Origin of the sequence: Pontibacter pamirensis, from assembly GCF_010015475.1 — a bacterium.
In the GTDB taxonomy this organism is placed as follows: domain Bacteria; phylum Bacteroidota; class Bacteroidia; order Cytophagales; family Hymenobacteraceae; genus Pontibacter; species Pontibacter pamirensis.
In genome coordinates this window covers 97,075-122,442 of record NZ_SSNI01000013.1, presented here as the reverse complement: position 1 = coordinate 122,442, position 25,368 = coordinate 97,075, and the positions used below count along the sequence as shown (strand labels likewise).

The window sequence follows — 25,368 nt, the reverse complement described above, 5'->3', positions numbered from 1 at the left end:
TTTTTTAGCTCAGGAAGGCGTTCAGCATCCAGAGCGTTTTCTCATTTTCGTTTATGTCTTCGCTGATGAGGCTAACAGTACCTTCATCGCCGGTGTCAGCGGCTAACTTCAGAATCTCACGCTCCAGGTCCAACAATGTGCTCAGGTTCTCATGCGTTACCGATATTGTTTCTTTATTGCCACTCAGACTACCCGCTTCCTTTATGCGGGATACCCGCACATAATCAGAGAAAGTATGTAAAGGCTGCTGCCCGATAGTTAAAATACGCTCTGCAATGGCATCAATTTTTGTAAGGGCCACCGTATACAGTTCTTCAAATTTAGCGTGCAACTGGAAGAAGTGAATACCCTTAATATTCCAATGGAACCCGCGCAGGTTCTGATAGTATAGATGATAATTTGCAAGCAAATCATTTAACTTTTCAGCAATATGCTGGCTGTCCTTTTTCTGCAATCCGATATTAGTAAGCTTTTCCATAGTCGTTTCTTCATTGGTTATTCATAAGCTTATGTACAAAGATTGTGCAAGTATGTTCATAAATCAAATCGATAATATTTATGTTAGTATAAACTTTGTCTATTTGTTACCTTTGCTGGTGCTCTGGAATAACCGGGGCAAGTCGATATTTAGAATTTAATTTACACAACCGATGACGCTTGTGCAGTTGGAATACCTGGTGGCAGTAGATACCTACCGGCATTTTGCCACCGCAGCAGAACATTGTTTTGTAACGCAGCCTACGCTCAGTATGCAGCTACAGAAGCTGGAAGAAGACCTCGGTGTGCAACTTTTTGACCGAAGCCGGGTGCCTGTACGCCCGACAGAAGTGGGCAAAGACATTATTGCGCAGGCCCGGATTGTGCTGGCAGAGGCGAAGAAGGTGCAGGAGATTGTGCTCAACCAGAAGCAGGAGCTAAGCGGGGAGCTGCGTGTCGGAGTTATCCCCACCCTGGCCCCTTACCTGATCCCCCTGTTCATTACCAGCTTTTTAGGGAAGTACCCGCATGTGCGGGTAGTAGTGCAGGAGTTGCTGACAGAGCAGATTGTAGAAAAGCTGAATCATGAGTTACTGGATGTAGGCCTTCTGGTAACACCGCTGGAAAATAAATCCATTAGAGAACTGCCACTCTTTTATGAGGCCTTTGTAGCCTATGTAAACCCGGACCATGCACTGGCAAAGTCAGAGGCTATAGATCCAGGGCAGCTAGACCTGGAAGAACTGTGGGTGCTGAACGAAGGGCATTGCTTCCGGAGCCAGGTGCTTAACATTTGCAACAGGGGCGTACATGTAGGCGCCGAGGGCAAGGGGCACCTCGATTACAGAAGCGGGTCTTTGGAAACACTTAAGCGTATTGTGGAGACACAGCATGGCCTCACGCTTTTGCCCGAGTTGTCAGTATTGGATATGCCCGAGGAAAAGCTCCGGTTAGTGCGTCCTTTCCAGGAGCCGCAGCCGTTGCGGGAAGTAAGCCTGGTCGTGCACCGCAGCTTCCTGAAGAAAAAGCTGATTGAGGCACTGCAGGAAGAGATTGTGGCTGCTGTGCCGCAAAGTATCCGTGAGAGAAAGAAGGAGCAGGTAGTGGCGGTGAAGTAGCTCCTGTTATTGCCTCTGCTCTGGTGTATAAATAACCTCTAAGCCTGAGAAGGGGTAAATGATTAAAAAATTCACACCTGATGCCTCTGCCGGTAGAAAGATTACATCATACTATGCGCTTCTTTGCCAATACACTTTCGATTCTACTTCTAACAGCTACAGGAGCATTGCACGCTCAGACCATTGATTCGGTAGGTATAAAAGCCGCTGCAACGCCTTTTCAGCTAAGTGGGGCAGTGGATGTATACTATGGGTATGATTTTTCAAAACCAGTCGGGCAGGACCGCCTTTACACCACGCAGGCATACCGGCACAATGAGTTTAATTTGAACTGGGGCTTCTTACAGGCAGATTATGCCACAGACCGGGTGCGGGCCACACTGGCGCTACACACCGGAACCTATGTGCAGGCAAACTACGCTGCCGAGCCAAACGAACTGACACGCCTGATAGCGCAGGCAAACGCAGGCGTAAGGCTGGCAGACGGGCTGTGGCTGGATGTAGGTATTCTGCCGTCGCATATCGGGTATGAGTCCACTTTCTCCGGCGACAACGAAATTTACACCCGGGCGCTGATGGCCGAAAATTCGCCCTATTATGAGACCGGGGCACAGCTAACGGCAGCTGTGTCTGACAAAGTAACTCTGACCTTTCTGGTACTCAACGGCTGGCAGAACATCCAGGAAACGAATAATGCCAAGTCTCTGGGTTTTGGTGTCAGTTATACCCCAACAGAGCAACTGGAACTAAGCTACAACAACTACTATGGCAATGAAGCACCGGATGGAATGGAGGCGAAACGGCGGTTCTTCCATAACATTAACGCTGGCTACACCTTCTCCGACAGGTTCTCGATGGGAGCAAGTGCTGACTATGGCCGTCAGGAATTATTTGGCAGCAACGAGAAAAGCAGCTGGTATGCTGGAATGTTGCTGGCCCGCTACAGGCTAAGCAATCGCTTTGCCCTGGCAGGTAGGGTGGAGCATTATAATGATGAAGACCAGATTATCGTCGTAACTAGTACTTCAGATGGCTTTCAAACGTCAAGCGCTTCGTTGAACTTCGACTACATTCCGGCAAACAACTTCCTGTGGCGGTTTGAGGCTCGTGGCTACGACTCTAAAGACAGAATCTTTTATGGGGAAGAGGAAAGGGAGGACGCCAATCTTCTGTTGGTCACCTCCTTTTCTGTCAAATTCTGAAAGAGCGAAATTTAATCAGGCATCCATTTTCATGAACAGGCTGTTCAGCGCCTCCAGGTATGTTGGGTGCGCAAATACGCCTTCTTTTAGCTGTTTATAGCTTAGCTTGCCCATCATGGCAATTTGCAGTGCCGTCATTAATTCGCCGCCCTCCGCAGCAAGTATGGCGGCGCCTATTATCTGCTCGTTCTCCTCGTTTACCAGCACCTTCATAAAGCCTTTGGTATGGCCGGTTTCCTCGCCCCGTGCTACTTTCGACATTTCCAGCTTTGCTACCTTAAATTTCAGGCCTTGCTTTTTCGCCTGCTTCTCGCTTAGTCCCACGCGTCCCAGTTGCGGGTCCGTGAAAACGCAGTAAGGTACAGGCCGGTCGTCGGTAGAGCGGTGTTTGTCGTGCAGCAGGCTGCCACGCAGAATGCGGTAATCGTCGTAGGAGATGTGCGTAAACTGAGGACCGCCTTTCACGTCGCCAATGGCATATACATCCTCCACAGTAGTGTGCAGGTGTTTGTCTGTTTTGATGTTGCCTTTTTCATCCGTCTCTATACCTGCTTTGTCTAAGTGTAGGTCTTCTGTGTTTGCCTTTACACCCGTGGCCAGGAGCAAGTGGCTGGCGGTTATTTCCTGCTGCTTACCGCCTTTTGACTTTACTTTTAACTTTATGCTGTTGCCTACCTTTGCTAACTGTTGCGGCTCCGTATCAAGCAGGATGCTGATGTCTTCTTCCTCCAGTATCTTTTTCAGTTCTGTTGCCACATCCTCGTCTTCGCGGCTCAGCAGCTGTTTCCCGTGGTGCACGATGGTAACCTTACTGCCGAACCTCCGGAACATTTGCCCAAACTCCAGCCCAATGTAGCCGCCGCCCAATATAAGCAGGTGCTCTGGCGCAACAGTCAAGTCCTGTATGGTTTTGTGGTTGAGATGTTCTATACTGTCGATGCCTTCAATAGCAGGCACAGAAGGAGTGGCACCGGTGTTGATGATGATTTTGTCAGCAGTCAGGGTTTGAGTTACTTTTTCATCTGAACTTACCTCAATTTTCTTTTTGCCGAGAAACGAGGCAGTACCACGTATGAGCACCGCTTTTGAAGCCTCTAAATTTTCCTCGTTGTTCTCCCTCGACTGCAGAACCATCTTGTCGCGGCGCTGTTTTACCTCCTGCATCCTTACTTGCACCTCTGGCACATGCACTCCGTAGTCTGCCGCGCGCCTGGCCATGTGGGCCGTTTGGGCACTTGCCAGCAAAGTTTTAGTAGGCGTGCAGCCATAGTTTACACAGGAGCCTCCCACATTATCCTTTTCTATAATAGCTACTTTCTGTCCTGCTTCGGCCAAGGCCTTGGCCAAGGGAATTCCGCCCTGACCAGTTCCTATAATGATGGTATTGTAGTGCTGCTGATTTTCTGACATTGGAGTGAGGGGCTTATACTTCAACTGTATGTGCTGAAGTATACCAAACGAAGTTAACAGCGGCCGGTTGTGCGGGGGAGGGTAGTGACAAAAAAGAAAGGCTGCCTTGCGGGGCAGCCTTTCCGTATCGTTATACTTACTAGAAGTATATATGAATCAAATTAAGCGTTGATACCAGCTTCTTTTAAAGCTTTTACCATGGCATCGCCGATTTCAGCCGGAGACTCTACTACATGGATGCCGTTCTCACGCATGATTTTCATTTTAGCAGCAGCTGTATCTTCAGCACCACCTACAATAGCACCAGCGTGGCCCATACGGCGTCCTGCAGGTGCTGTTTGACCAGCGATGAAACCAACTACCGGTTTTTTGTTACCGGTCTCGCTTACATACTTAGAAGCCATGGCCTCATAATTACCACCAATCTCACCAATCATCACGATGGCGTCTGTCTCAGGGTCTTCCATCAGCAACTGAACAGCGTCTTTTGTAGGCGTGCCAATGATAGGGTCACCACCAATACCGATAGCTGTAGAAATACCCAAACCCGCTTTCACAATCTGGTCAGCAGCTTCGTAAGTTAAAGTACCTGACTTAGAAACAATCCCGATACGGCCTGGCTTGAAAACAAAGCCTGGCATGATGCCCACTTTCGCTTCGCCTGGTGTGATAACACCCGGGCAGTTAGGACCAATCAAGGTTACATTCTTATTTTTAAGGTAGTTTTTGGCCTGCACCATGTCTTTTACAGGAATACCTTCTGTAATTGCCACGATAACGCTGATACCAGCATCAGCAGCTTCCATAATAGCGTCAGCGGCGAAAGCTGGTGGTACGAAAATGATAGATACGTTGGCTCCAACCTTTTCTACAGCCTCTTCAACTGTATTAAAAACCGGACGGTCGAGGTGCGTAGAACCACCTTTGCCTGGGGTTACACCACCAACAACGTTAGTGCCGTACTCGATCATTTGCTGTGCATGGAAAGAACCTTCCGAGCCTGTGAAGCCCTGCACGATCACTTTCGAATCTTTATTTACTAAAACACTCATGTGTATCTTATTTAGTTTGTGTATTGACGGTCGAACTATAAGCTTGTGCAAAAATAGGCTTTTTTGTGGCCCCTGCAAAAAATAGTTGTCCCTAATATAGTGTTTGGCAATGCGGCCAACGGAACGACTTAGGCCTGTTATGCTGTTGGTTAAGTGGCCCGAACGTATGCCCCGCGGTTATCGTAAACGCATTTTTTGCCAGAACCGTTGGCAATGCAATTTTGTCATTTGCTGTTTCTCTGCTGCACAGAACCAGCCTGCAGTGGCTGTTCCTGTTCAGAATATGAAATGATTTAAATTCTTACCTTTGCAACAAAAAACAAAACAGATGAAGTATCTGAACCATATAACCGAGGCAATCGGTAACACCCCGCTGGTGAAGCTCAACAATGTAACCAAAGGCATTAAGGCCACGGTGCTCGCTAAAGTAGAGTACCTGAACCCGGGTAACTCTATTAAAGACCGTATGGCCGTCAAAATGATAGAGGATGCAGAGGCTGCAGGCATTATCAAGCCAGGCGGAACCATAATTGAAGGAACGTCTGGCAATACGGGCATGGGGTTGGCGCTAACTGCCATCGCGAAAGGCTACAAGTGTATTTTTACCCTTTCTGATAAGCAGAGCAAGGAGAAGATAGACGTGCTAAAGGCAGTAGGTGCCGAGGTGATTGTGTGCCCTACCAACGTGGCACCCGACCATCCGGATTCTTACTACTCGGTGGCAAGGCGGCTGAACAAGGAAATTCCGAATTCGTTTTACCCGAACCAGTACGACAACATGTCGAACACGGTGGCGCATTACGAGACAACAGGCCCTGAACTATGGGATCAGACAAATGGAGATATTACTCATTTCGTTACTGGCGTAGGCACGGGAGGTACCGTTTCCGGCACGTCGCAGTACCTGAAAGAGCAAAAGGCGGATGTTATCACGGTTGGCATTGATACTTATGGCTCTGTATTTAAGAAGTACAAAGAGACTGGGATATTCGATGAAAAGGAGATTTACCCTTACGCCACAGAGGGTATAGGCGAAGACATTCTGCCAAAAAATGTGAACTTCGACCTCATCGATACTTTCATCAAGGTATCGGATAAAGACGGTGCCGTAATGACCAGAAGGCTTGCCAAAGAAGAAGGTTTGTTTGTAGGCTGGTCCGGCGGAACGGCTGTGTTTGGTGCTTTAGAGTACGCCAGAGAAAACAACCTGACCGAAGATGATATGATGGTGGTGATACTGCCAGACCATGGGTCCCGTTACTTGGCCAAACTCTACAACGACGACTGGATGCGCGCTCAGGGATATATTGACTAAGTATTCTTTTTGAGTTAAAATAGAAAAAGGGAAGCCCGGACTATAAAATCCGGGCTTCCCTTTTTCTGTTTCAAAGATAACATTACCATTGCCTGACCTGCTTTTATTTTTTAAGTTGGATAGGATTATATAATTTTACACTATCCGCCACTGCATCAGGAATAATTTACAAGTGGTAAGAAGATTTTTAGCTCCTTAAGCAGATAAGCCACCTGGTAAGGAGAAGATTTACTTTATAAAAAGAGCAGCCAGCGGCAGGAGGAAGAGGGATTTATATGCCGTTTGGTGAGTTTATATAGACTACTTCATAAGATTTCACCGTATACAAGTACGCATAGGGTTTAAACATAGGAATGAAAGAGAAGCTATCAGGCGTTTTACTTATCGATGACGACGATACCACAAATTTTCTGAACCAGCGCCTGCTCGACAGGATGAAGGTGACAGACAATGTACGCACGTTTGTAAACGGTAAGCAGGCTTTTGACTACCTGTACAATGTTAGCAATAACAATTACGAGGCAGAGAGCAGTAACTATTTTAAGCCGGAGCTGATTTTTCTTGATATCAACATGCCGGTAATGGACGGGTTTGAGATGCTGGAACTTTATGAGCGCCTCGATAATGATTTTAGGAGCAGCATTGTGTTAGCAGTGCTAACCACCTCCACACACCCACAGGATACGGCTAACTTCAAAAGGTATAATGCCGAATACCTGACCAAGCCACTGACGGCCGAAAAGGTAAATGTGCTGCTGCAGAAACTCGCCGAACAGAAAGAAGTTTAAATTTCCCGACACAGGTACAAGTCACGAAACCTTTGCTTTCAAAAACTGATTTAGTAAGTATCACTAAGTTAGTACACATAAGCAAAGCCTTTATGGGATTACTTTTTATGCTTCGCATTTAAGCAGTGCAGTCCTTGCATTATTTGCAAGGCCCGCGCTGTGTTTTAAGTCTTTTAAAATGAGAAACCTCCGCCAGTCTTCATCAGCAGGTTGAGGAGTACGCCAATTCCAGCCAACAGTAACCCAATGGCAATGAGCCGCTCCAATTTCTTGCCCCGTGGAGTTCTTTTCTTGAGCAGATTGCCGATCAGGGAACCCACGGAAAAGGCAATCATCAGGGGCAGGCTGCGGCTCCAAAGAACGTTGCCCAGCAGGAAATGGCTGATAAAGCCCGTGAAGCTGGTTACCACCAATATGAACAGCGAAGTGGAGGTGGCAATCTGGGCGGGCATCCGGAACAGTTTTATCATCATGGGCGTCTGTAGAAACCCGCCCCCGATGCCGAACAAACCCGCAACAGTACCTGATACAAAACCGAAGAGAGACACTAAGCCTCCATTTAGCCGGTAAGCCAGCTTTTTGGCTCTGTTTTTTCGGATAAAGGTGGTTGGTACGCGCCGGATGCTATACATGATACCTGCGTGCCGGGGTGCTTCTTTCTTTTTAGGCAACAGCATCAGCATTCCAATGCCCAGCACAAACACTACAAAAATCAGCTGAAGCTCCCGCACAGGAAGAAAAGCAACCATGAAAGCCCCTAACACAGTACCAGCCATAGCCGGAAACTGAATCAGTATGCCCACCAGGTAATCTATACTTCGGTCCCGGAGGTTGAAGAGCGAGGCAATGATAGCGGCCGGCATCATCGCCGACATGGTGGACCCGATGGCAATCTCAATGTTATAGCCGAAGAAGATAATCAGGATGGGGACTAGAAATACACCTCCTCCAAAACCCACGGTTGTCCCAAACGCACTTACTATAACACCTACAATAAAAAGCAAAAGTTCCTGCATCTGCTGCGGCTCCCTTTACGAAGGGATGAATTTGTAGTTAATTTATTTCCGCTACAGATACAAATTTAAACTCATCTCCGTTGAAAAGGCCTTTGTCGCTGAGCTTTAAAGAAGGGATAACAAGCAGTGCCATAAAAGAAAGCGTCATGAACGGTGACTCCAGTTTGCTGCCCATGTCTTTGCTCATGCGGTCTATGGCCGAGTAGTGTGCTGCTACACTGTAGCCATCCTCCGCCGACATAATGCCCGCCACTGGCAGCGGCAACAGTTGCTGTACGCCCTTGCCCACGGCCGCCACGCCTCCCTTGGATTGTATAATAAGATTCACAGCCTTTGCTATACTTTCATCATCCACACCCACGGCCACAATGTTATGGGAATCGTGTCCCACGGAAGAGGCAATGGCACCTTCCTTCAGGCCTATGTTTTTAATGAACGCTACAGATGGTGCCGCATTCTCATACCGGTTCACCACTGTCAACTTCAGCACGTCCTGTGCCAGGTCCGGCACAATGAAGCCGCTTTCTACCTTAGGCGCTGCCCACTGTTGTTTTGTGATGAGCTGTCCGTCAAAAGCCTCCATCACGCGGATTTTAGTGGCACCCCCGGCCAGTACAGCAAACTCCTCCGGCGATTTAAGGTCTGTGTTAAAGTTGTTGATGTCTTCGCTCTCCGAGAAGGCAATGTTCGTTTTGCCGTGCTCGGCTACAATTTGCCCGTCCAGGTAAGTAGCCTGCACGTTAAAATTGTCCAGGTTGTCCACCGTTATAAAGTCTGCGGCATCACCTTCCCGCAGCAGGCCAACCTCCAGTTTATAATGCTCCACCGGGTTCACGCAGGCAGCCTGTAACACATGAAACAAGTCGTTGCCAGCTGCCAGCGCACGCTTTACCAGCAGGTTGATGTGCCCCTCCACAAGATTGTCCGGGTGCTTATCATCAGAGCAGAACATGATGTGTTGGTAGTGCTCCGGCAGCAGCGGTATCAGGGCTTCAAAGTTCTTGGCTGCGCTGCCTTCTCTTATCAGTATCTTCATGCCTGCATCAAGCTTGTCCAGGGCTTCCTCTGCGGTAAAACACTCATGGTCGGTGCTGATGCCGACGGAGGCATACTGCCGGGCCTGCTCCCCCCGCAGGCCGGGTGCATGGCCGTCCACGGCTTTGCCGTACTTTTGGGCTAGTGCTATTTTCTCCATCACGTCCGGGGCGCGTTGCAGCGTGCCGGGCCAGTTCATCATTTCTGCCAGGTACTTTATGTCATCGCGCTGAAAGAGCTTTTCAATATCAGCGGCCGTTATCTCTGCGCCGGCCGTTTCGAAAGGTGTGGCCGGAACACAGGACGGGGCGCCAAAGTAAAACTTGAACGGCACCTTGTTCCCGTTTTCTATCATATACTCCACGCCTTTCAGGCCGAGCACGTTCCCAATCTCGTGCGGGTCCGACACAGTGGCCACGGTGCCGTGCGGCACGGCCAGCCGGGCAAATTCGCTGGGCACCAGCATGGAGCTTTCGATGTGCACATGGGCATCTACAAATCCGGGTAATATATAATCGGTAGCAGCTGTGGCTTCACGAACTATTTTAGAAATGCGGCCGTTTGAGACATGAACAGTGCCTTCGTAAATCTCTTGGTCATGTATGTTAATGATGCGTCCGCTAATGGAAAAACTGGTAGGCATGGTAACAGGTGTTTGTTTTGAAAATCGCCCTTTTAGTGGGCAGAAAACGGTAAATTACTTTATATTTGCATTAAATTCAGTTGATTTGAGAAAGATAATTTCATACCTGATTCTTGCGGGTTTTCTGGCTACAGGCCCTCTGGCCGGCTGCACCGCCAAAACCCCTCAGCAAAAAAAGACGGCATCTCTCAAAAGAAAGAGCAAGCTGGGCAATCTGCCCTGCCCATGCGACTCTAATTAAACACGCTTTTAGTTTCTCTTCTAAATGAAAAAAATTGTAATCGCACTCGATGGGTACTCCTCATGCGGCAAAAGCACCACGGCAAAATTAGTAGCCGCAGAACTTGGATACGCCTACATAGATACCGGAGCCATGTACAGAGCGGTTACATTATATTTTCTGCAGCACCACGTAACGCTTACCAACCCGAAGGAAGTGAATGACGCACTGGATAAGATAGAGGTTGAGTTTCATTATAACCCAAAAACTGCGCGCAACGAAGTCTATCTGAATGGCCTTAATGTGGAGGATGAGATACGTAAAATGTATATTTCAAACCAGGTAAGCGAAGTAAGCGTAGTGCCGGAGGTGCGCCATGCCATGGTGGCACAGCAGCAGAAGATGGGGAAAAAACGCGGCGTAGTGATGGATGGCCGTGACATAGGAACAGCCGTTTTCCCGGATGCGGAGGTAAAGGTTTTTATGACCGCCGATGTAGACACCCGCGCCAGACGCCGCCAGGAGGAACTGCTGGAGAAAAAGCAACTGGTGAACCTGGACGAAATACGTGAGAACCTGCAGAAGCGCGACCATATAGACTCTACAAGAAAAGAAAGCCCCCTGCGCCGCGCCGATGATGCGCACCTGCTGGATACCTCGCATATGACGATTGATGAGCAGGTGGAATTTGTAATGAATAAGGTAACTTCACAAATATTAACAAACGAGATTTCTTTGCAGTAGAACTGAAGCAGAAAAGATGAACGTAACCATAGATAAAAACTCCGGCTATTGTTTCGGGGTGGAATTTGCGATACAGATGGCTGAGGATGAGATGGAGCACTGCGAAGAACTCTACTGCCTCGGAGATATAGTACATAACGGCATGGAAGTGAAGCGCCTCTACAACAAAGGTCTCCGCATCATAGACCGTGAGCAGCTGCAGGAGTTACGTGATTGTAAAGTGCTCATCAGAGCGCACGGCGAGCCACCTGAAACCTATAAACTGGCGCTTGAAAACAACATAGAACTGATTGATGCGTCCTGCCCCGTAGTGCTGAAGCTGCAGAACCGCGTAAAACATGCCTATGACTCCGGTAAATCCGAGAACGGGCAGATTGTTATCTATGGCCAGGTGGGCCACGCAGAGGTTATCGGACTGGCGGGCCAGACAGGCGACGATGCCATTATTGTAACAACGGAGGAGGATTTACATAAAATAGATTTTACCCGCCCGGTCACCCTTTTCAGCCAGACAACCAAAAGCACCAAGGGCTTCTACCATATTAAGGCCCTGATTGAGGAACGCTTAAAGCAGGCAAACCAGGACAGCACCCAGCCTGTTTTCGACGCCAACGACAGCATTTGCCGCCAGGTGTCTAACCGCGAACCGCAACTGGCCAGGTTTTCCACAGAGCATGATGTGATTGTTTTTGTAAGCGGCAAGAAAAGCTCGAACGGGAAAGCGCTTTACAGCGTATGTAAGCAGCACAACCCAAACAGCTATTTTGTAGAAAACGAAGAGGAACTGGAGGAAGCTTGGTTCGCCCATGCTGCCAGTGTCGGGATTTGTGGCGCAACGTCTACCCCTATGTGGCTGATGGAGCAGGTGGCTAACAGTATAGCAGCCATTGAGGCAGAACCGGTATAAAGTATTACCGATATACTATGTTGGCTTTTTGCTACATTTAGGCTTTGCTTCGGCAAGGCCTTTTTATTGATAAATATGAACCGATTATTCCGTTTCCTGAACGTAGTCTTTATGAGAAACCTTTTCCGTTACTTCGTGAACGGGCTCCTAATTATAGCACCTATTGCGCTTACGATATTTATTGTGGTGGCAATAATCGACTGGTTAGACAGCATGTTCGATTTAGGGGTGCCTGGGCTGGGTATTCTGCTGATGGTGGTGCTGTTGACTGTAGTTGGTTTTATTGGCTCTTCCTTCTTTGTTAAGCCTTTTTTTGTTGTAACAGAACGTTTCCTGCACAAAGTGCCGCTTGTGAGTATTATCTACTCCAGCATTAAAGATCTTTTCGATGCCTTTGTGGGTGACAACCAGAAGTTTAACCAGCCAGTGATGGTGAAAATGGCGGAAGACTCTGATAACTACAAACTGGGCTTTTTAACGCAGGACACCCTGGACACCATCAATATCGAAGATAAAGTAGCCGTATACTTTCCGCACTCCTATAACTTTTCCGGAGAGCTCTTCCTCGTGCCGAAACGCAATGTCACTTTCTTGGAGGTTCCGAGCAGTGAGGTGATGAAGTTTATTGTATCAGGTGGCGTGTCTAAATTATAATTGTTGGTTGTTAGTTAATGATTGTCTGTTCCAGGAGAACCTCCATAACCAATATTGATAATGCTGTACAAGCTGTTTCATAATCGAGTAATAACAATTGAGCAATTAACGAATAACAATCTACTTGCCTTACGTCATCATAAACAGCTCTAAACTGCACTACCGGGTCATTGGGCACGGCAGCCGGGCTATGCTGGCTTTTCATGGCTACGGGCAGAGCAGTGCCTATTACCACCCTATGGAGCAGGCGCTTGGCAACGACTATACCATTTACGCCTTCGACCTTTTTTTTCATGGGCGCAGCCATCTGTATAAGCGCAGTATGCCGCTGTCTAAAGCATTTCTTCAGCAACTTGTAGAGCACTTTCTGGAAAAAGAGCAGATTCAGCGCTTTTCATTGATGGGCTTCAGCATGGGTGGCAAGTTTGCCCTCACGCTGGTAGAATGCATGCCGGAGAAAATCGAGGAGCTGTTCCTGATTGCCCCGGACGGTATCAGAACGAGCTTCTGGTACAACATTGCCACTTACCCCGGATGGCTGCAGCAGCTCTTTAAGCGCACTGTCGTAAAGCCGGATATGTTCTTTGGCCTGCTGCGGATGTTGGAAAAATACAACATGGTGCATAAAAGCCTGCTGCGCTTCGCCCACTACCAGATGGACAGTACTCCTAAGCGCCTGCGCGTTTACCGCAGTTGGGTTGGGTTCAGAGAGCTTAACTTCGATATCCGGAAGATTGTACGCCTGCTGAACGAGCACCACGTGGCCGTTACCATGTTCCTGGGTGAGTATGACCAGATTATAGCCCCTAAGCGGGTGGGGGTGTTTGTAGATGCGCTGGATAAGGGAGAGTTGGTTGTCCTGAAAACCGGGCATTCCTACCTGTTGCAGGATGTGGCGGCACTACTTCACCGAAAGCGCATGCAGGGCGGTCGCTAAAAGGAACCGTGCAAAACATAGCCCGTCCTTTTGTGTTTCTGCCTGTAACCATCCATGCTTCCTTTTAAACATTGTACCTCTGTACGAGTATACTTAGGTTGATTTGAAAGCAATGCAGCCATACCTGTTGCTACTTAAAGGGAGTATGCGCAATTTTGAATTCTAAAACCTGTACGAAGCCATTCATAATGAAAAAACCACTAAGCTTTATTCTTTCAGTATTTGCCGTTGCCACTATCAGTGTCGGCTGCTCGTCTAATGAGAATGCTGAGAACGAGGAAATCACCAAAACAGGACCAACTGAAACCCAGCAGGCGCTCGGTAAATCAGAGATTGGTATGCCAACAGGCCCCATTGATCCAGATCTGGAAAGAATTACGCTGCCGGAGGGCTTCCGCATTGATTATTACGCCAAGGGTGTGGACAATGCCCGTTCAATGGCTCTAAGTGAGTCTGGAATTATTTTTGTGGGTACCCGGGAACAAGACAGAGTATATGCTGTGGTAGATGAAGACAAGGATGGCAAGGCAGACGAAGTAGTGGTGGTTGCCTCCGGTTTAACCATGCCGAATGGCGTTGCCATCCGAAACGGAGCCCTGTACGTGGCTGAGGTGAACCGTGTTATCCGGTTTGATAGCATAGAACAGACTTTCCGTAACAACCCGACATATGAGGTGGTGAACGATCAGTTCCCGAGCGATGCCCACCATGGTTGGAAATTCGTTGCTTTTGGCCCGGATGACAAGCTGTATGTGCCGGTGGGCGCACCTTGTAACATCTGTAAGTCTGAGAATCCTATTTATGCCACTATCACCCGCATGGACCCGGATGGCTCTAACCTGGAGATATATGCCGAGGGCGTTCGCAACAGCGTGGGTTTTGACTGGCACCCGGAAACCAACGACTTATACTTTACAGACAATGGCCGCGACCTAATGGGTGATAATGTTCCGGCAGATGAGTTAAACCGTGTTACTGAGAAAGGACAGCACTTTGGCTACCCGTATTGCCATGCCGGTGATGTGTTGGATCCAGAGTTCGGCAAAAACCGTAATTGCAGCGAGTTTGTGGCACCTGTACAAAAACTGCACCCGCACGGTGGCTCACTGGGAATGAAGTTCTACACTGGCAATATGTTTCCGGAGGAGTATCGGAACCAGATATTCATAGCAGAGCACGGCTCCTGGAACCGCTCTGAGAAAATAGGTTACAGCCTGGCTACTGTTACGACAGACGCTAATGGCCAGACCACGCACAAACCATTTGCAGAAGGCTGGCTGCAAGGGCAGGAGGACTGGGGGCGCCCGGTGGATGTGGTTTCAATGTCGGATGGTTCTATGCTGGTGTCGGATGATAAGAACGATGCCATTTACCGCATCACGTACAGTAAGTAGAAGAATGAATGTTGAACTATGTGTTATGAATGAGTAAGGTGGTAGCGCGGGTTTAAGGTTGCTGCAATTTGAAGTGGTAAAAGCTGTATACAATCGGTACCCTCTCAATCTCATTCATGATTCAGCATTCCTAATTCATAATTCAGAAAAGCCTATGAAAGAAGGGAAACAAATCAAGCCAACTTCTGAGAAGAGAATCATCGGGAGGCGTGAGTTAGTCTCGTTTCCGGAACTGGACATAGACGAGATAGAAGCGAAGATAGATACAGGAGCCTATACGTCTGCCATCCATTGTTCAAATATACACGAAGAAACAAAGCCAGATGGAACGACGGTAATCGCCCTGGACCTGCTGGACCCTTCACACCCGCAGTATAACCACAAAAAGCTCATATTTTCAGAGTATGACCTGCGAGAGATTAAAAGCTCTTTCGGAGAGGTGCAGGAAAGATATGTCATCCGTACAAAAATAAAATTCTTCGATGAGACAATTGAAGCCGAGTTTTCGTTGTCGGACCGTAGCGATATGAAGTACCCCGTTCTTATTGGGCGAAAATTGCTGAAGGGCAGGTTTATAGTGGATGTATCCCGTAAAAACCTCGCTCACAAACTAAAGATCAAACAAATCAAGAAATAAAGCATTTATGAAAATTGCTATACTCTCCCGTGACCAGAAGCTGTATTCTACCCGCCGCTTAGTAGAAGCAGCCGAGCAGCGGGGGCACCAGGCTGTTGTACTAGACCACCTGCGCTGTGACCTTGTAATTGAGCAGGGCGACCCCCACATCCTCTACAAGGGCGAGCGCTTAACCGATATAGATGCCGTTATTCCGCGCATCGGTGCTTCCGTTACCTTCTATGGCACCGCAGTGGTGCGCCAGTTCGAGATGATGAAAGTGCGAAGTGCCGTAGACTCTCAGGCCATTGTACGCTCCCGGGACAAACTGCGCAGCCTTCAAATTCTCTCGCGTGCCGGCTTGGGCATGCCTAAAACAGCTTTTACCAACTACTCAAAACAAACATCCGAATTGGTAAAAGAGGTTGGAGGCGCCCCGCTCGTGATCAAATTGCTGGAAGGCACACAAGGTCTGGGCGTGGTACTGGCCGAGACAAGAAAAGCTGCTGAATCGGTGATTGAGGCATTCCACAACCTGAAAGCTCGTATTATTGTGCAGGAGTTTATATCTGAGGCCGGTGGTGCCGATATCCGGGCGTTTATAGTGAACGGTGAGGTGGTAGGCGCTATGAAGCGGCAGGGTAAGGAGGGGGAGTTCCGCTCAAACCTGCACCGCGGCGGCAAGGCCATGCTGATTAAGTTATCGCGCCAGGAAAAAGCAGCGGCGTTGCTGGCTGCTAAATCACTTGGCTTGGGCATTGCCGGTGTAGATATGCTGCAGTCCAAGCGCGGACCGTTGATCCTGGAGGTAAACTCATCGCCAGGGTTAGAGGGTATAGAGCGCGCCACGCAAAAAGATATTGCAGGAAGAATAATCGAGTACATAGAAGGGCTTCCGGACAGGCAGCAGAAGAAAAAAGTAAAAGAATAAATGCCTGAAACCATTGTTATAAACGGTAAAAGCATAGACCGTGGAGAAAAGGTGCTGACTAAACTGGCCATCAGCAAACTGCCCAGCGGTACCGTTATTGAAATACCCATTTATGTGTTCCGCTCCGTGCATGATGGCCCGGTGGTGCTGTTGATGGCCGGGATGCACGGCGATGAAGTAAACGGAACAGAGATTGTCCGGCGCATGCTCAGCAAGAAAATGCTGTACCCGCTGAAAGGAACTATCATTGCAGTGCCAGTACTGAATATCTATGGTTTCCTGAATTTTTCGAGGGAAGTGCCCGATGGCAAAGATGTGAACCGCAGTTTCCCGGGTAACCGCGACGGCTCACTGGCCAGCCGCGTGGCGTACCGTTTCATGAAAGAAATTATTCCGTATGTGGACTATGGACTGGATTTTCACACGGGTGGCTCCAGCCGCGCCAATTACCCTCAGATACGCTGCGTGCTGGCCGACTACCGGAATGACGAGTTGGCAAAAGCTTTTGGCGCACCATTTATTCTGAACTCCCCTTACCGTCAAGGCTCGCTGCGCAAAGAGGCTGCAAAACTGGGTAAATCTATCATGGTATACGAAACAGGCGAGTCGCTGCGGTTTGATGAGAAAGGAATAAGCTTGGGTATAGAAGGTACCTGTCGCGTGCTGCACCACCTGGGTATGATGGCTAGTTTTACGCCGCCACACGAAGAAAGCGTAGTATGTATGAAAGACATTTGGCTACGGGCAAAGAATGCAGGATTATGGCGCAGCTATGTCAGGTTGGGTGAATACATAAAGAAGAACCAGAACATCGGCAGTATTACGGATCCTTACGGGGAGATGGAAGTGCGGCTGAATGCTCCCGCTGCAGGCTACATCGTCGGCCTCAACAACATGCCCGTTGTAAACCAGGGCGATGCGCTGATGCATATCTCTTTTTGAGTGAGGAGAAATAGCGACTCAGCTTAAGAATACTAAACAAGAAGTGCTTTTAAATAGAAGAGGCCCCGCTAAACTTTTAGCGGGGCCTCTTCTATTTAAACTGTTGGTTCAGCACCTAAAACACGTAGCGCACGTGAAGCGCAGTGTCCCAGAAGCCGCCACCGCGCGGGATGTTGAAGTATGGTTTTACGTCGGCACCGATGGTGAAGGGAATATCACGGATATAATACTCAAGGCCAAGTATACCGTCTACGCCTAAACCAACAACATTGTCATCATAGTTTCTGTGGCTACGGTCATAGTAGTCGTGGCCGTTGTAGAAGCCCACATGGCCACCTAAGCCATAGTACCACTGCAGGCCACTTGCGTTAAATGCCTGCGCATGCTTCTCGTATAGCACGGTTATCACAGTGCCTCTGTACTTAAAGCTGGTGCTCAGGATGCCTTCTATTGCGGCATCACTCTTGATAAAGTGCTTTACTGTGAGGCCGGATGCGGCGCCGCCCCGGAAACCGATACCTGTCTGGTATTCCTGAGCCTGGGCGCCAAAGCCCATGCACAGCATGAGAGCAAGAGCAAATGAAAAGCGGTAAATAATAGTCTTCATGGAATCGTTAAGAAATGATAAATGAGCAATAGACGGCGCTGCACAGTATTTCGCAGCGGCTGCAAATATAGAAATTCTAACGAAGCAGAAAGTGACTATTGTGTGAGGAGGCGCTACTTTTTAGTCTCCTTTTTGTAGTTCTGCAGGTAAGCTGTTTTTTGGGTGCGCCGCCCAATCAGTTTAAAGAAGGATATAAAATACTGCTTGTCAAGCTGTAGTGCCTTTGCGAAAGGGTCAGGCTGGGCTTCTTTCTCGAAGTCTTTTACATAATGTTCCCGCACTAGCTGTGCTTCCTCGAGTTCCTGCGCCGCCTCTATGTGCACCAGCCCCGTTTTCTCCCACAGTTTGCGCCACCAGTCGATGGTATGGATAAAATACCAGTACTTCTGGTAGTCCTCGCGCAGGAAATCGGGCACCTGCTCCAGCGTGTCTATTTCCTGTGTAAAACAGACATCTACTATCGCCAGGCAGCCTTCCGGCTTAAGGAAACGGGCAATGTAAGGCAGGTATTTTTCGTCGGTGCCGAAGTAGGTGTAGGAGTCTACTACGATCACTACATCAAAATACTCTTCGGCAAAGGGCAGGGAACGGGCATCAGCCTCCAGCGGGGTAACTTTTCCCTCGCAGCCTGCATCCAGTATGCGCTGGTAATTATCGCTGGCTGATATGGCATTGTCTACGGCCCAGACGTCTACGCCGAACTCTTTTGCCAGAAAAATGGAACTGATGGCTTTGCCGCAACCTAGATCCAATACCCGCATGCCCGGCTTCAGTTCCAGCGACTTGGTAAGGCTCTCGAGGTTGAAGAGTACGTTTTCGCCCATGGAATGCTTGCGCACCCAATCCGGGTCATAGTGGGATACTTTTGGGAAAACGTGCTCTAGTGGTTGTAAGGACATAAAAAATGAGACTGTGTCTGCCTGAAATTTACGGTGTGGCAGGCGCTAAAGTTTAGCGCCCAGTTCGGCAATCTCGTCTGATGGGTGGATGTGCACGCCCGGCTTGTCCTGAGAAGCGGCGTAGAGCATACCTTTGGCCACTGTTTCGGCCTCTATGGGTTTGTATTTCTCCAGCGGCCCAATCATCAGTCCGCTCAGGGGTTTCATAATTTTAGACGCCAGTTCCTCGCCAGTGCGTTGTTCTTCCCGCTCACCCAGCAGCAGCGCTGGCCGGAAAAAGTGCTTAGCTGTAAAAGGCTGTTGTTGCACATGCTGCTCCATCTCGCCCTTCACTTTGTTATAGAATATCATAGAGCCGGCATCGGCACCCATAGCAGAAACGACGATGAATTGAGCAGCGCCTTTGTTAGCCGTTATTTCCGCTAACTGTACTACATAAGTGTGGTCTATTTTGTAGAAAGCATCTTTGGAGCCCGCTTTTTTAATGGTAGTGCCGAGGCAGCAGAATACATCATCAGCCACCAATGTAGAGGCGAAGTTCTTCAGATTGTCAAAGTCCACCACACGCTGTTCCAGGTTAGGGTGTATCAGGGGCAGTTCGCGGCGGCCAATCGAAATTACTTCGCTGTAACGCTGGCTCCTCAGGAGCAGGTTCAGAAGGTGGCCGCCAACAAGTCCGCTGCCTCCTGCAATAAGGGCAGTCCTCACTTTTTGCATAGGGTATATCTCTTACGCAGACAGTACGTTCTTCATGGCTATATAGTCTGAAAGTTTAGTAGATTCACCTAAAATTGTTGTTTTGAGGTGTCTGGAGTTCTATGGCTATACTATCTAGATGTTCATTCGTCGTTTCGCCGGACCTATACTAGAGTACGTGTTGCACCAGGCTCATTTTTTACCCGGTGCAATCTATTAGCTATACACTAAACCTAAAGTGGGATGCTGTGAACTACTTCAGGCGGATGCTGCCTTCCTCCAGTTGTATTTTGCCTGCCTTGTAAAGCCCTCCGATGGCGCGCTTAAAATTCTTCTTGCTCATGCCCAAGGTCTTATAGATATCTTCCGGTGTGCTGCTGTCGGAGAGGGGAAGCCAGCCGTTGCCCTGCTGTAACAGGCGCATTATCTTTTCAGAGGCATCCTCGGCCTCACTTAATATGGTGGCATCTGGCTTGCGCAGTGTCACGTCTACTTTATTGTCCGGGCGGATGGCTTTGATATAGCCGGTGGTTTTATCTCCCAGTTGCAGGTCCTGGAACACCTCGTTCTGGTAAAGCATGCCCATGTAGGCGTTGTTGATAATTACCTTTATGCCGATGTCTGTAAAGCCTGCCACCAATAGTTTTACTTCTTCGCCTTCTGTCAGTTGCATGTCTTCGTTCTGCAGGTACTTGCCCAGTTTAGTCGTAGCCACTACTCGGTCTGAGGTTTCATCTAAATAGAGGTACACACAGTACTTGCGGCCTACCTGCATTTTATCTTTCTGGTTGGCGAGGGGCACCAACAGGTCTTTCTCCAGTCCCCATTCCAGAAAAGCGCCGAACGGGGCGGTATCGGTACAGGTGAGGCAGGCAAACTCACCTACTGTGGCGTAAGGCTCCAGGTCGGTGGCAATAATACGGTCCTCGGAATCGCGGTATATAAACACACGCACCATGTCGCCCACCTGTGCCCCTTTGGGAATGTATTTGGCCGGCAGCAGGATGTCTCCGTCATCAGAGGTAAGGTATACCCCAAAATCCACTTCTCGTGCTATCTCCAGTTCATTGTAATTGCCAAGTTCTACCATCGTTTTATCTTCTGTGTGTTTGCTGTTATACGGGAAAGCTTTTACAAAATTAGCGAAATCCTGCCCCGGTTAAAAGATATGGCAAAGTATATAGAAGGGGCGTGCTGTATATTCCAGTTGGCGTACTGAAATGTACAGGTTAATTACGGTTTAAGTGGATAGGCTTTCACTTCGGTTGCTCTGGAAACAAAGAAGGCAGCCCGTTGCCGAGCTGCCTTCTTTGTTTCAATTGTGTTTTAGCTTAAGCCTTTTCTTTAGAAGTAGACTTTTTAGCAGTTGTTCTCAGTCCTTTTGTGCCGGTTGAGGCTTTGTCATCTTCCTCCATAATATCTTCTGGCTTGTGAAGTAAACCAATTGTAAGGCCGTCTTCACCTAAGAAGTGCTCGATGTGGTGGCAACGGTCCTCTGTCTTGAACAGAATGCCTTCCAGCAGCGTCTTTGTGCCAAAGTCACTGTGTTCCATAGCCAGTTTAATAGACTTGCGCAGTTCTATGGCAATGGTTTTCTCATCTTCCATGTCCTTCTGCAGCATCTCCCGGATACGGAACTCTCCTTCTTCCTCATGCTCGATATAAGAAAGTTCTATCTGCTTTGCCGGGTGGCAGGTAGGCACAACACCCATCACGGTCAGACGCTCGGCAATAGCATCGTACTGCTCGTGTATCTGGGTATAATGATCTTCAAAAAACAGGTGCAGGTCGCGGAACTGCGGGCCTTCAACGAGCCAGTGGTGCTTGTGGTATTGGTTATATAATATAATGAAGGAGGAAAGGTGGCGGTCCAGTTCTTTTGCCATTTTGGTGGCTGTGTCTTTTGTTAAGCCAACCGGGTTTCCTTCATATTCTGATTTTTCTCTTACTTTTTCCATAGTGTTGTTTTTGTATTCTTAATGCTTTCTATACCTCTTAAACAGGTAAAGCTCCCAAAAAGATACGTAGGAATTTAATAAAAGTCAGCTACGCCCGGGCGCGTGAACTGGAAGTCCTGGAAGTCGTAGTAGGGCCGCGAGGTGTTAAAAATCCGGAAGGCTTTGATTTCTTCGTTGACCGGAAGCTGCGGATAATAGCTCACGGAGAACTGTATAGTGCTGAAAGACAAGTACTCGTTCCGGAAGCGGAGCCCGACGCCATAGCCGCGATATGGTACTCCTTTAAACGGTGAGCTTTCGTGCCGGGAGGATAGCCATGCGAAATCTGCAAAAACTACCGTGGCCAGTTTAAATCCGAACAGGGAAAACGGAGTATACAGGTTAGCCTCGTAGTTTAGCGCAACACGGCGGGAACCCCGTAAAAGGGTGGAGCGAAAGCCCCGCAGTCCGCTCTCGTCGTTGATTGAGAGCAACTCCTCCGGGTTGCGGTTGATGCCCCACGTGCCCCGGCCCCAGAAAAACTGGCGCAGCTTCCAGTTGCCCCACTCCGACAGCTTTGTGAAGTATAAGGTTTCCAGTTGCAGTACGCCCTGCTCCCATTGGCTATCCCGCACAAAAGAGCCGTAAGAGGCTTTGCCGTACAAGTAGCCGAAGTCGGTTTGGTATTTTGCCATGGACACCGAAGCGCCAAAGTACTTCCGGTCCCGGAGGTCGCCTTTTTCATAGCCTGTGGTCAGGGAGAGGAGGGTGCCTGTCGGAATATCCTCTGTTCTACCAAAGCCAAAAAGGTAACGGTCCTTGTAGTACTTCCGGATGCTGTAACCCAGGCTTCCCATAACCAGCGTGTTGTCCTGAAAGCTTTCAGAAGGTTTTATAGTAAAGTCTGTACGGGTAAAGCGGAGGCCAAGAATGAGTCGGCTGCGGGGTTCGTACCCCAGGTTGTAGGACTTGAACCTGAAAGAGCGGCCCAGCCAGGCATCCTGCCGGTTGTAGCCTAGTGTGGCAAAGTGGGCGATGGTGTCATCTGAGGTAGGGGCTAACATAATGCGTTGTTCCATCCAGTTCACTCCTAGCGCACCAGCATACTTGGTGTTGGTAGAGAAGAAGTCGCGACGCAGCAGCACGCTTTTCTCTTTATGGTAATTTTTATCTACGTAGGCCAAGTCGGCGGAAATGTAGGTGCGGCCGATGTTTTCAATGGTATAGTAGCCGGCTGCTTCCCAGGGGCGGGGCCTGTTGTTAAGGTTAAAGCGGTAGGAGCCCTCCACCTGGTGGCCCTGGCCCAGGAAATTCAGCTCACGCAGCGTAATGCGTCCCCGGCCGGAGGAGGGGTCAAAAGAGCCGGAGCCACCCAGGCTAAAGATGTCTCTTGTAATGACGAATACATCCACGCTGTCTTCGGTAGTGGTTTCCTCATTCACAATAATGCGGGCATCCAGGATGTACCTTGTCTGGCGCAGCAAACGCTCAGACTCTACAAGTGCCAGCGGCTCCAGGGGTGCATCCTTCTCGAAGAGCAGTTTGTTGCGAATAAGGCCGCGGCCTGTTCTCATGTGCAGGGAGTTACCTGCCTTTTCAAAGAAATTCTTGGGTACTTTGGTGGTGTCGTGGACGGAATACCCAAAGGGTTTCATCCCCATAAAATCGATGCGGCGCACAATCTTGTACGTGTGCTTCTCATACTCCTTCTCAATTAACTCCGCATCCAAACCATATACTTCCTCACCCCCCCGGTCAAACACCAATACGGCCTTCAGTAGTTTGCCCATGATGGTCTTTCGCTCCGACATCTGCCGCAGGTTCTCCATCACACGGTCATCGAATTTCTGCTTGGTAGTGTCGGTAGCGGTGGAGTCTTGCTGGAGTGGGGGAGTTGCCTGCTGTGCCTGGCACACCTCCACCAGCAGCAACAGCAAGCCGGTAAGGCATACTGTTAGTAAACAGCGGAAGAAAGGGTGTGAACAAAACATGAACAGAAGTTAACCTTGCTTGTGCATAGGTTTTTGTGGCTACTAATATAACGATTTATTACGCCAATAGTGTTTCCTCCTGTTTATAAAATAGCCTCTGAACTATTGCAACCGGATGGATGATTGCGTTGAATCAATATTTACTAATAATTTTAGTTTATCAACAGGTGTTGATAACATTGTGAATAAAAAATTGCTAAAAATATTGGTTTATATGCCTGCTCCGCTGTATCTTTAAAACATAAAAAGCACAGAAAGTCAAGTGTATGGACAGTAGAATAACTGATAAACTAAAGATATTAGCAGATGCTGCAAAGTACGATGTTTCCTGCTCTTCCAGCGGCGGGAAGCGCAAAAACGAGAACAAAGGTTTAGGAAATGCCGAGGGAATGGGCATCTGCCACAGCTATACAGAGGATGGCCGCTGTGTCTCGTTGCTTAAGATTCTGCTCACAAATCATTGTATTTTCGACTGTGCCTACTGTGTTACCCGCAAAAGCAATGATGTAGAGCGGGCAGCCTTTACAGTGCAGGAGGTAGTGGATCTCACTATTAACTTCTATCGCCGCAATTACATCGAGGGGCTGTTCCTGAGTTCCGGCATTTTCAAGAATGCGGATTATACCATGGAGCGCCTTGTACGGGTGGCTAAAAAGCTGCGGAACGACCATAAGTTCAATGGGTACATTCACCTGAAAACAATACCAGGTGCCAGTGAGGAGCTGATAAAAGAGGCGGGGTTGTATGCCGACAGGCTGAGCGTGAACATTGAGCTGCCTTCGGAGGCAAGCCTGCAGCAACTGGCACCGGAGAAAAACTATTCCGAAATCCTGCTGCCGATGGGTTCCATCAGTCAGCAACTGCTACAGGCAAAAGAAGAGAAGAAGCTGTTCAAGTCAGCACCTGCCTTTGCGCCTGCCGGCCAGAGCACTCAACTGATTGTGGGTGCCTCTGCTGAGAACGACCACCAGATTCTGCAGCTCTCTAACCAGTTGTACAAGTCATATAGCCTGAAGCGCGTGTACTATTCCGGTTACGTGCCCGTGAGCAGCGATAACCGTTTGCCCATCATCACGGAGCCACCCATTATCCGGGAAAACCGCATTTACCAGGCCGACTGGCTGATGCGCTTCTATGGGTTTGATGCTAAAGAGATTGTGGACGAACTGCACCCGAACCTGGAATTGGATATTGACCCTAAGCTAGCTTGGGCACTGCGTAACCGTTTTGCTTTTCCGGTGGAGATAAACATAGCCGACTATGAAATGATATTGCGTGTGCCGGGCATCGGGGTAAAGTCAGCTAAAAAAATTGTGTCGGCCAGGAGGTTTACACATTTAAACTTCGAGCATCTGCGCCAAATGGGCGTGGTGCTGAAACGGGCAAAGTACTTTATCACCTGCCAGACCAAAAGCCTGCAAAGGCAGGAACTTGACTCGCAGCAGATTCGCAATAAGATTCTGTTCGGCGATGGTTCTGTGCGCAGCGCGCTGCTAACGCAGCAACTGGATTTGTTCCGTCAGGTTGGCTAATACCGGGCTTATGTTCATGCATGTGAGAGGAAAAAAGAAGGGGAAGCCTTGTGTTCAGCATCATATGACTTTAAGAGCGATGGCCGCAGCAAAAAAGAAATTAGTCAAGTCAAGTCATACATCTAATTCTGTTCAAACTAAAGAAGTTACTGTCATGAGAAAAAATCAGAAGGTTGCCCGTGTGTCACTTTGCTGTAAACTGAATATGCTGGTGCCGCAGCTGCAAAGCCTGTCTGCCAGAATGCAGTCTGAGCCCGGAGACAAAAACCGCAACAGCTATAACGGTAATAAATAACACAGCCTGT

At 48.7% G+C, this 25,368-nt stretch carries 25 protein-coding genes and 1 pseudogene; 15 read left to right on the top strand and 11 right to left on the bottom strand.

Annotation, left to right across the window (positions count from 1 at the left end; all coding sequences use genetic code 11):
* Positions 1–4: 4 nt before the first annotated feature.
* Complete coding sequence (locus E1919_RS12815; protein WP_162053799.1) at positions 5–478, bottom strand: Dps family protein; 474 nt, start codon at positions 476–478, stop codon at positions 5–7.
* Between the two features lie 172 nt (positions 479–650).
* On the opposite strand from E1919_RS12815, the gene E1919_RS12810 reads away from it, so the two are divergent.
* Together E1919_RS12810 and E1919_RS12805 are read left to right on the top strand one after the other, a co-directional pair.
* Positions 651–1,595, top strand: a complete 945-nt coding sequence (locus E1919_RS12810; protein WP_162053798.1) for a hydrogen peroxide-inducible genes activator — start codon at positions 651–653, stop codon at positions 1,593–1,595.
* Positions 1,596–1,675: 80 nt separating this feature from the next.
* Positions 1,676–2,797, top strand: a complete 1,122-nt coding sequence (locus tag E1919_RS12805; protein WP_162053797.1) for a porin — start codon at positions 1,676–1,678, stop codon at positions 2,795–2,797.
* A 15-nt stretch (positions 2,798–2,812) separates the two neighbouring features.
* Here the strand turns inward: E1919_RS12805 and E1919_RS12800 are convergent, their stop codons facing one another.
* Together E1919_RS12800 and sucD are read right to left on the bottom strand one after the other, a co-directional pair.
* Complete coding sequence (locus tag E1919_RS12800) at positions 2,813–4,207, bottom strand: mercuric reductase (RefSeq protein ID WP_162053796.1); 1,395 nt, start codon at positions 4,205–4,207, stop codon at positions 2,813–2,815.
* Positions 4,208–4,368: 161 nt separating this feature from the next.
* Complete coding sequence (gene sucD, locus E1919_RS12795) at positions 4,369–5,259, bottom strand: succinate--CoA ligase subunit alpha (RefSeq protein WP_162053795.1); 891 nt, start codon at positions 5,257–5,259, stop codon at positions 4,369–4,371.
* Between the two features lie 328 nt (positions 5,260–5,587).
* Between sucD and E1919_RS12790 the strand changes: the two are divergent.
* Both E1919_RS12790 and E1919_RS12785 read left to right on the top strand, forming a co-directional pair.
* Positions 5,588–6,571, top strand: a pseudogene (locus E1919_RS12790) (PLP-dependent cysteine synthase family protein); the annotation flags it as partial.
* Between the two features lie 356 nt (positions 6,572–6,927).
* Positions 6,928–7,362, top strand: a complete 435-nt coding sequence (locus tag E1919_RS12785; RefSeq protein ID WP_162053793.1) for a response regulator — start codon at positions 6,928–6,930, stop codon at positions 7,360–7,362.
* 173 nt (positions 7,363–7,535) lie between these two features.
* On the opposite strand, the gene E1919_RS12780 is transcribed toward E1919_RS12785, so the two are convergent.
* Together E1919_RS12780 and ade are read right to left on the bottom strand one after the other, a co-directional pair.
* On the bottom strand, positions 7,536–8,378 hold the full coding sequence (locus E1919_RS12780; protein ID WP_162053792.1) for a sulfite exporter TauE/SafE family protein: 843 nt from the start codon (positions 8,376–8,378) through the stop codon (positions 7,536–7,538).
* Positions 8,379–8,415: 37 nt separating this feature from the next.
* Positions 8,416–10,056, bottom strand: coding sequence for an adenine deaminase (gene ade, locus E1919_RS12775; RefSeq protein WP_162053791.1), 1,641 nt, complete (start codon positions 10,054–10,056; stop codon positions 8,416–8,418).
* Here ade and E1919_RS12770 point away from each other — a divergent pair.
* The 9 genes from E1919_RS12770 to E1919_RS12730 all read left to right on the top strand — a co-directional run bounded on the left by E1919_RS12770 (position 10,037) and on the right by E1919_RS12730 (position 17,401).
* On the top strand, positions 10,037–10,297 hold the full coding sequence (locus tag E1919_RS12770) for a hypothetical protein (RefSeq protein ID WP_162053790.1): 261 nt from the start codon (positions 10,037–10,039) through the stop codon (positions 10,295–10,297). The genes ade and E1919_RS12770 overlap by 20 nt on opposite strands.
* A 24-nt stretch (positions 10,298–10,321) precedes the next feature.
* Positions 10,322–11,020, top strand: a complete 699-nt coding sequence (gene cmk, locus E1919_RS12765; protein WP_162053789.1) for a (d)CMP kinase — start codon at positions 10,322–10,324, stop codon at positions 11,018–11,020.
* 16 nt (positions 11,021–11,036) lie between these two features.
* Positions 11,037–11,927, top strand: a complete 891-nt coding sequence (locus tag E1919_RS12760) for a 4-hydroxy-3-methylbut-2-enyl diphosphate reductase (protein WP_162053788.1) — start codon at positions 11,037–11,039, stop codon at positions 11,925–11,927.
* A gap of 75 nt (positions 11,928–12,002) precedes the next feature.
* Entirely contained in the window at positions 12,003–12,581 is a 579-nt protein-coding gene (locus E1919_RS12755; protein WP_237144324.1) for a DUF502 domain-containing protein, read from the top strand.
* A gap of 124 nt (positions 12,582–12,705) precedes the next feature.
* Entirely contained in the window at positions 12,706–13,518 is an 813-nt protein-coding gene (locus tag E1919_RS12750; protein ID WP_162053787.1) for an alpha/beta fold hydrolase, read from the top strand.
* Between the two features lie 188 nt (positions 13,519–13,706).
* Entirely contained in the window at positions 13,707–14,912 is a 1,206-nt protein-coding gene (locus E1919_RS12745) for a PQQ-dependent sugar dehydrogenase (RefSeq protein WP_162053786.1), read from the top strand.
* Between the two features lie 154 nt (positions 14,913–15,066).
* On the top strand, positions 15,067–15,549 hold the full coding sequence (locus tag E1919_RS12740; protein ID WP_162053785.1) for an ATP-dependent zinc protease family protein: 483 nt from the start codon (positions 15,067–15,069) through the stop codon (positions 15,547–15,549).
* Positions 15,550–15,556: 7 nt separating this feature from the next.
* Positions 15,557–16,459: a 30S ribosomal protein S6--L-glutamate ligase gene (gene rimK / locus E1919_RS12735; protein ID WP_115563564.1), complete on the top strand. Its 903-nt coding sequence runs from the start codon at positions 15,557–15,559 to the stop codon at positions 16,457–16,459.
* A complete protein-coding gene (locus E1919_RS12730) occupies positions 16,460–17,401 on the top strand; it encodes a succinylglutamate desuccinylase/aspartoacylase family protein (protein ID WP_162053784.1) in 942 nt (313 codons plus the stop codon).
* Between the two features lie 115 nt (positions 17,402–17,516).
* Here E1919_RS12730 and E1919_RS12725 read toward each other — a convergent pair whose 3' ends face one another.
* The 6 genes from E1919_RS12725 to E1919_RS12700 all read right to left on the bottom strand — a co-directional run bounded on the left by E1919_RS12725 (position 17,517) and on the right by E1919_RS12700 (position 23,531).
* Entirely contained in the window at positions 17,517–18,008 is a 492-nt protein-coding gene (locus E1919_RS12725) for a hypothetical protein (RefSeq protein WP_162053783.1), read from the bottom strand.
* A 113-nt stretch (positions 18,009–18,121) separates the two neighbouring features.
* A complete protein-coding gene (locus E1919_RS12720; protein WP_162053782.1) occupies positions 18,122–18,907 on the bottom strand; it encodes an SAM-dependent methyltransferase in 786 nt (261 codons plus the stop codon).
* A 45-nt stretch (positions 18,908–18,952) separates the two neighbouring features.
* Positions 18,953–19,624, bottom strand: a complete 672-nt coding sequence (locus E1919_RS12715) for an oxidoreductase (protein ID WP_162053781.1) — start codon at positions 19,622–19,624, stop codon at positions 18,953–18,955.
* A 232-nt stretch (positions 19,625–19,856) separates the two neighbouring features.
* Complete coding sequence (locus E1919_RS12710; protein ID WP_162053780.1) at positions 19,857–20,693, bottom strand: CvfB family protein; 837 nt, start codon at positions 20,691–20,693, stop codon at positions 19,857–19,859.
* 241 nt (positions 20,694–20,934) lie between these two features.
* Positions 20,935–21,561: a Dps family protein gene (locus E1919_RS12705; RefSeq protein ID WP_162053779.1), complete on the bottom strand. Its 627-nt coding sequence runs from the start codon at positions 21,559–21,561 to the stop codon at positions 20,935–20,937.
* Between the two features lie 74 nt (positions 21,562–21,635).
* On the bottom strand, positions 21,636–23,531 hold the full coding sequence (locus tag E1919_RS12700; protein WP_162053778.1) for a BamA/TamA family outer membrane protein: 1,896 nt from the start codon (positions 23,529–23,531) through the stop codon (positions 21,636–21,638).
* A gap of 266 nt (positions 23,532–23,797) precedes the next feature.
* Here E1919_RS12700 and E1919_RS12695 point away from each other — a divergent pair, with 266 nt between their 5' ends.
* The gene (locus E1919_RS12695) at positions 23,798–25,063 is read left to right on the top strand and encodes a putative DNA modification/repair radical SAM protein (protein ID WP_162053777.1); all 1,266 of its coding nucleotides are present in this window, start codon (positions 23,798–23,800) and stop codon (positions 25,061–25,063) included.
* A gap of 154 nt (positions 25,064–25,217) precedes the next feature.
* Positions 25,218–25,358: a hypothetical protein gene (locus E1919_RS12690; protein WP_162053776.1), complete on the top strand. Its 141-nt coding sequence runs from the start codon at positions 25,218–25,220 to the stop codon at positions 25,356–25,358.
* Positions 25,359–25,368: the final 10 nt, after the last annotated feature.